The following is a 3,995-nucleotide window of genomic DNA, read 5'->3' as shown; positions in this document are numbered from 1 at the left end:
ATGAGCCTCTCCACGCCTAACGACAGCCTGCACTAGGCCACCGCATTGCGACTGTCGTAGGTCGCTCCGTTGCTCATGGGCGGGAGAGGTTTTCTTCTTCTGGCAATAGTTATCAGAAAACAATCGAATATCTACAGGGACGGACCTGTTACTGTCTAAAACAAGTCATTAATTTTAGACATGGTGCAACGATCAATTCTTCCATTTCATTAATCTACCTACTAATTTTCAAACGCTCAAACATTAAACTTTCAAACCCTCAAACTCGAAACCTATGCAATTACTTGAAACCATCCGCGTAGCCGAGGGCGAACTGGAAAACCTGTTTTACCATCAGCAACGCATCTACAAAAGCCGGAAAGATTTATTTGGAGTGACGGATCGCTGGGATTTGGAAGAGCTAATTTCCGTACCCGATACCCTGGATGCGAAGACCATCTACCGCTGTCGGGTTTTGTACGGAGCGGAAGGAATTGAGCAGGTAGAATTTATTCCGTATACGATTCGTGCGATTCAGTCTTTCCAGTTAATGGAAGCCTCAGATTTGAACTATGCTTACAAATTCGCCGATCGTACGGCTTTGGAGTCCTTGACGAAAGCGGCTGCGGCGGATGAAATTCTGATCGTGCGAAACGGTCTGCTTACCGATACCAGTTACGCCAATATTGCCCTTTCCGACGGTCAGGAGTGGTATACGCCTCATCAACCCCTGCTGGAAGGCACGCGGCGGGCGGCTTTACTAGCGAGTGGTCAGTTGATTCCCGAACGCTTATCCGTCGATGATCTGCGGTACTTCAAGGAAATTCGCTGGTTCAATGCCATGATTCCCTGGGAACTAGCCCCCAGCCTGCCGGTTTCGGCGATTCGCTAAGCTTACTTTCTCCGTTTGGGTTCGTAGATGATCCGAATGAACGAACTGACCGGAGCTTTGTGCGTCAGGGAGATACTGCTGACCAGCCCAACTAACAGATTCTTCTTCAAAGCAAACCGTACCTGCGGTCGCAGGATATGCTCGGTGGGATCATTGTACCATTCCGCCCCGACAAAGGCCTTACCCACGACGTAATGCACGGCCAGGTTTACCTGATACCCCGTAGATCGCAGCGACTGCCCCGCCTGCTTCTCGCCGCCCCAGGCCGTGTACAGCAGCGTATGCACGTGCGAACCCCAACGTTTGGCGGCTACGGCAAAGGGAAATCCGCACTCGGCGGAGATGCCCCGTTGCAGTTCAAGCTCATTAGTATAGCCTACCGCCAATGAAGTTTGCCAGCGTTCGATCACGGCGTAGGTCCATTGTACGGAGGTTTTCAGACTTTGTACGGAAACGGTCGAATGCCGTCCGTCTTCAAATTGCGGTTTTTGTACCTGAAAGGGGATTTCCACTTCCAGTCCCAGTCGGTTGATGGGTGCAAATTCGTATTCAATGAACGGGTGCCACTGCGAAACGCTTGCCTTTCGCTGAAAACTGGTTCCCACGTTCCACTCCCGCTCGCCTTTACGGGCTCCGAGGTCGCGTACCAAGTCCAGGTACAGGGGTTCGGCGTGGGAAATTTTGACGGGCTTTACGGGCGGCGGAACCTGCGTCGTATCCTGAGCAACGGCGGTGCAGACTTTCCCGCAAAGAACAATAAGCAGTAGATATTTCATGGCTTTGTGAACGATTACGTCACAAAGCTCCGGAGTCTTTCTGGAAGGAATCTGGAATAAACTGAATCGTAATCTGAAACTGATGGTCAGTAGTTTCGATCACGGGCGTGTAGTGATACGCCTCACAAATGGACTTGACAATTGCCAAACCCAGCCCCAGGGATTGCCGCTGAGGACTTTCCTTAACAAAGCGTTCGAACAGGGCTTCGGTTTTACCCGTAATGGGTCGGGCCGTATTGGCAATACTGAGCTTTTGATCGCTTACATGAATTTGTACGGATCCGTTTTCCGTCGCATGCAACATCGCATTTCGGACCAGATTCCGAACCAGAATTTCAATCAGATGCACATTCGCCCGTACCTGCATTGTTTCATCCAGTTGCAGATCAAGCTGTAATTCCTTTTCCTCGCTGAGGTATTCGTACTCCCCTACCAATCGCCGCACGATGGGAGCCACGGAGACATTTTCAACATCGGCGTACTGCTGATTACTGATTTTAGTCATCAGCAACAGGGCTTTATTCAGGGCTGACAAACGTTCGAGTTGTTCAGTCAGCAGACCCAGGGCCTGGGCGTCTTTTTCCTGCAAATCCGGATTTTGGATCAGTTCTTCGGCCTGGTGTAACGCGATGGCGAGCGGCGTCTGGATTTCGTGCGAGGCATTCTCCACAAACTGCTTCTGCTGCTGGTACGACCGACGATTGACTTCGGCCAACGTGCTTACTACCTGCGTCAGTTCCTGAAATTCATGGATTGAACTTGTTGGTAAGTGCAGAACATCCGGCTGATCGACCCGAAAGTGTTTCAGTTGATCGAGAGTCTGGTAGAAAGGTCGCCATAAACGTTTCTGTAATAGAAAATTCACCAGAAAGCCCAGTAAAACCAGGGCGGCACATACCCAGGCCGTACTGTAAGCAATGACTTCGCCCATATCTTCCAGATCGAGCAGGGACGCTTCGATGCGGAGGCGGTAGTACTGATCGCGGTGTTTGAACTTGGTTACGAGCTGGCGGTGCGGCTCGTGCTCTTTCTCGATCAGTTCGTATAATTCAATGTCCTCAAAATGTTCCTTGAGGTGTTTGTACTCTCTTTTGGAAATGGGTTCGATGGTAAAGCCCGCGTACAGGGGTGGGTTTTCCACGACGGTCTGCGACTGTACTCCGGCGAGAATTTCAAGTTTCCGGTTCAGCAGTTCCTCATCAATTTCGTCGTGTACTTCCTCACTCACCTGATCATAGATGTATAACCCGCTGATGACCAGAGCCAGCAACAGCAGCAGGGTACTAATCAGCGTACTGCGATTGAGAAGTCTCATACTCAGTGGGGAGAAAACTTGTAGCCGATGCCGTATACCGTTTGAATGGTCAGTTCGTAGCCAACCTGACTAAACCGTTTGCGGAGATTTTTAATCTGGGAATAAATAAAATCGTAGGAATCCGACTGATCGGAGTTATCCCCCCAGACGTGCTCGGCCAGGGCTGATTTCTTGATTACGCGGTTTTGATTGGTTACAAAAACCATCAGTAGGTCATATTCCTTGCGGTTGAGCAATACTTCTTCCCCGTTGAAAAAAACCGTTCGGGCCTCCGTATCAATCGTCAGCGAACCCACTTCCATAGTATCCGAACCTTCGAATTTCAGCCGCCGCAATACCGACTTCAGCCGGGCATTTAGTTCCGATAAATGAAAGGGTTTGGGCAGGTAGTCGTCGGCTCCGAGGTCCAGTCCGGTCAGTTTATCCTCCAGCGAATCTTTGGCCGAAATCACAATCGCTCCGGTTGATTTATGGCTTTCCTTGAGTTGTCGCAGTAAATCCAGTCCACTCCCACCGGGCAGCATAATATCGATCAGTACGCAATCGTACGCGTACAAAGCCAGCTTTTCTTCAGCTTCGTCGTAGGTAGTCGCCAGCTCGCATACGTGGCCCTCTCCGCCCAGAAAGCGGGAAATGGTCTCGTATAATCCGGGTTCGTCTTCAATCAATAGAATTTTCATGGGGCTTCGGAAAAGTACCAAAGTACGCGTTTAATTCTGGAAAGAATCTGAAATTTGCTCCGTACCGAATAAGGCTTTGCCAGAGGTTTCAGGGTCTTTGGCATAGACTTATTCTGGTTAGAGATGTAAAATGATAGTTTCATTCGTACGTACTTCGTCCCGCAAACATGGCTGATTTTTTAGTCCGTATGCATTCCATGCGGGGTTCGGCTTTATGCCGCCCATGAAGGTTTTCGACTGTATTTTAATACCTATGAAACATCAACCAACCAGCCAACAGCTAGTATTTGAAGATGAAAACCCCTCCCGCCCATGAGCAGCGGAACGACCTACGACAGCCGCAATGCGGTGGC

Annotated in this window: 4 protein-coding genes; 1 reads left to right on the top strand and 3 read right to left on the bottom strand. The window is 49.9% G+C overall.

The features are described from left to right. The first annotated feature begins 274 nt into the window (after window positions 1-274). The gene (locus BWI93_RS09725) at window positions 275-871 is read left to right on the top strand and encodes an aminotransferase class IV (RefSeq protein ID WP_094810665.1); all 597 of its coding nucleotides are present in this window, start codon (window positions 275-277) and stop codon (window positions 869-871) included. A 2-nt stretch (window positions 872-873) separates the two neighbouring features. Here the strand turns inward: BWI93_RS09725 and BWI93_RS09720 are convergent, their stop codons facing one another. From BWI93_RS09720 to BWI93_RS09710, 3 genes are read right to left on the bottom strand one after another with little or no spacing between them, the layout of a single operon-like run. Further along, window positions 874-1,647: an HAEPLYID family protein gene (locus BWI93_RS09720; protein ID WP_094810663.1), complete on the bottom strand. Its 774-nt coding sequence runs from the start codon at window positions 1,645-1,647 to the stop codon at window positions 874-876. A gap of 19 nt (window positions 1,648-1,666) precedes the next feature. Beyond that, window positions 1,667-2,962, bottom strand: a complete 1,296-nt coding sequence (locus BWI93_RS09715) for a HAMP domain-containing sensor histidine kinase (RefSeq protein ID WP_094810661.1) — start codon at window positions 2,960-2,962, stop codon at window positions 1,667-1,669. A 2-nt stretch (window positions 2,963-2,964) separates the two neighbouring features. Then, a complete protein-coding gene (locus tag BWI93_RS09710; RefSeq protein ID WP_094810659.1) occupies window positions 2,965-3,642 on the bottom strand; it encodes a response regulator transcription factor in 678 nt (225 codons plus the stop codon). Window positions 3,643-3,995: the final 353 nt, after the last annotated feature.

The organism is Siphonobacter sp. BAB-5385 (genome assembly GCF_002261125.1).
GTDB lineage: Bacteria > Bacteroidota > Bacteroidia > Cytophagales > Spirosomataceae > Siphonobacter.
Note: the sequence above shows the minus strand (reverse complement) of the source record. Positions and strands in the feature narration are given on the sequence as shown.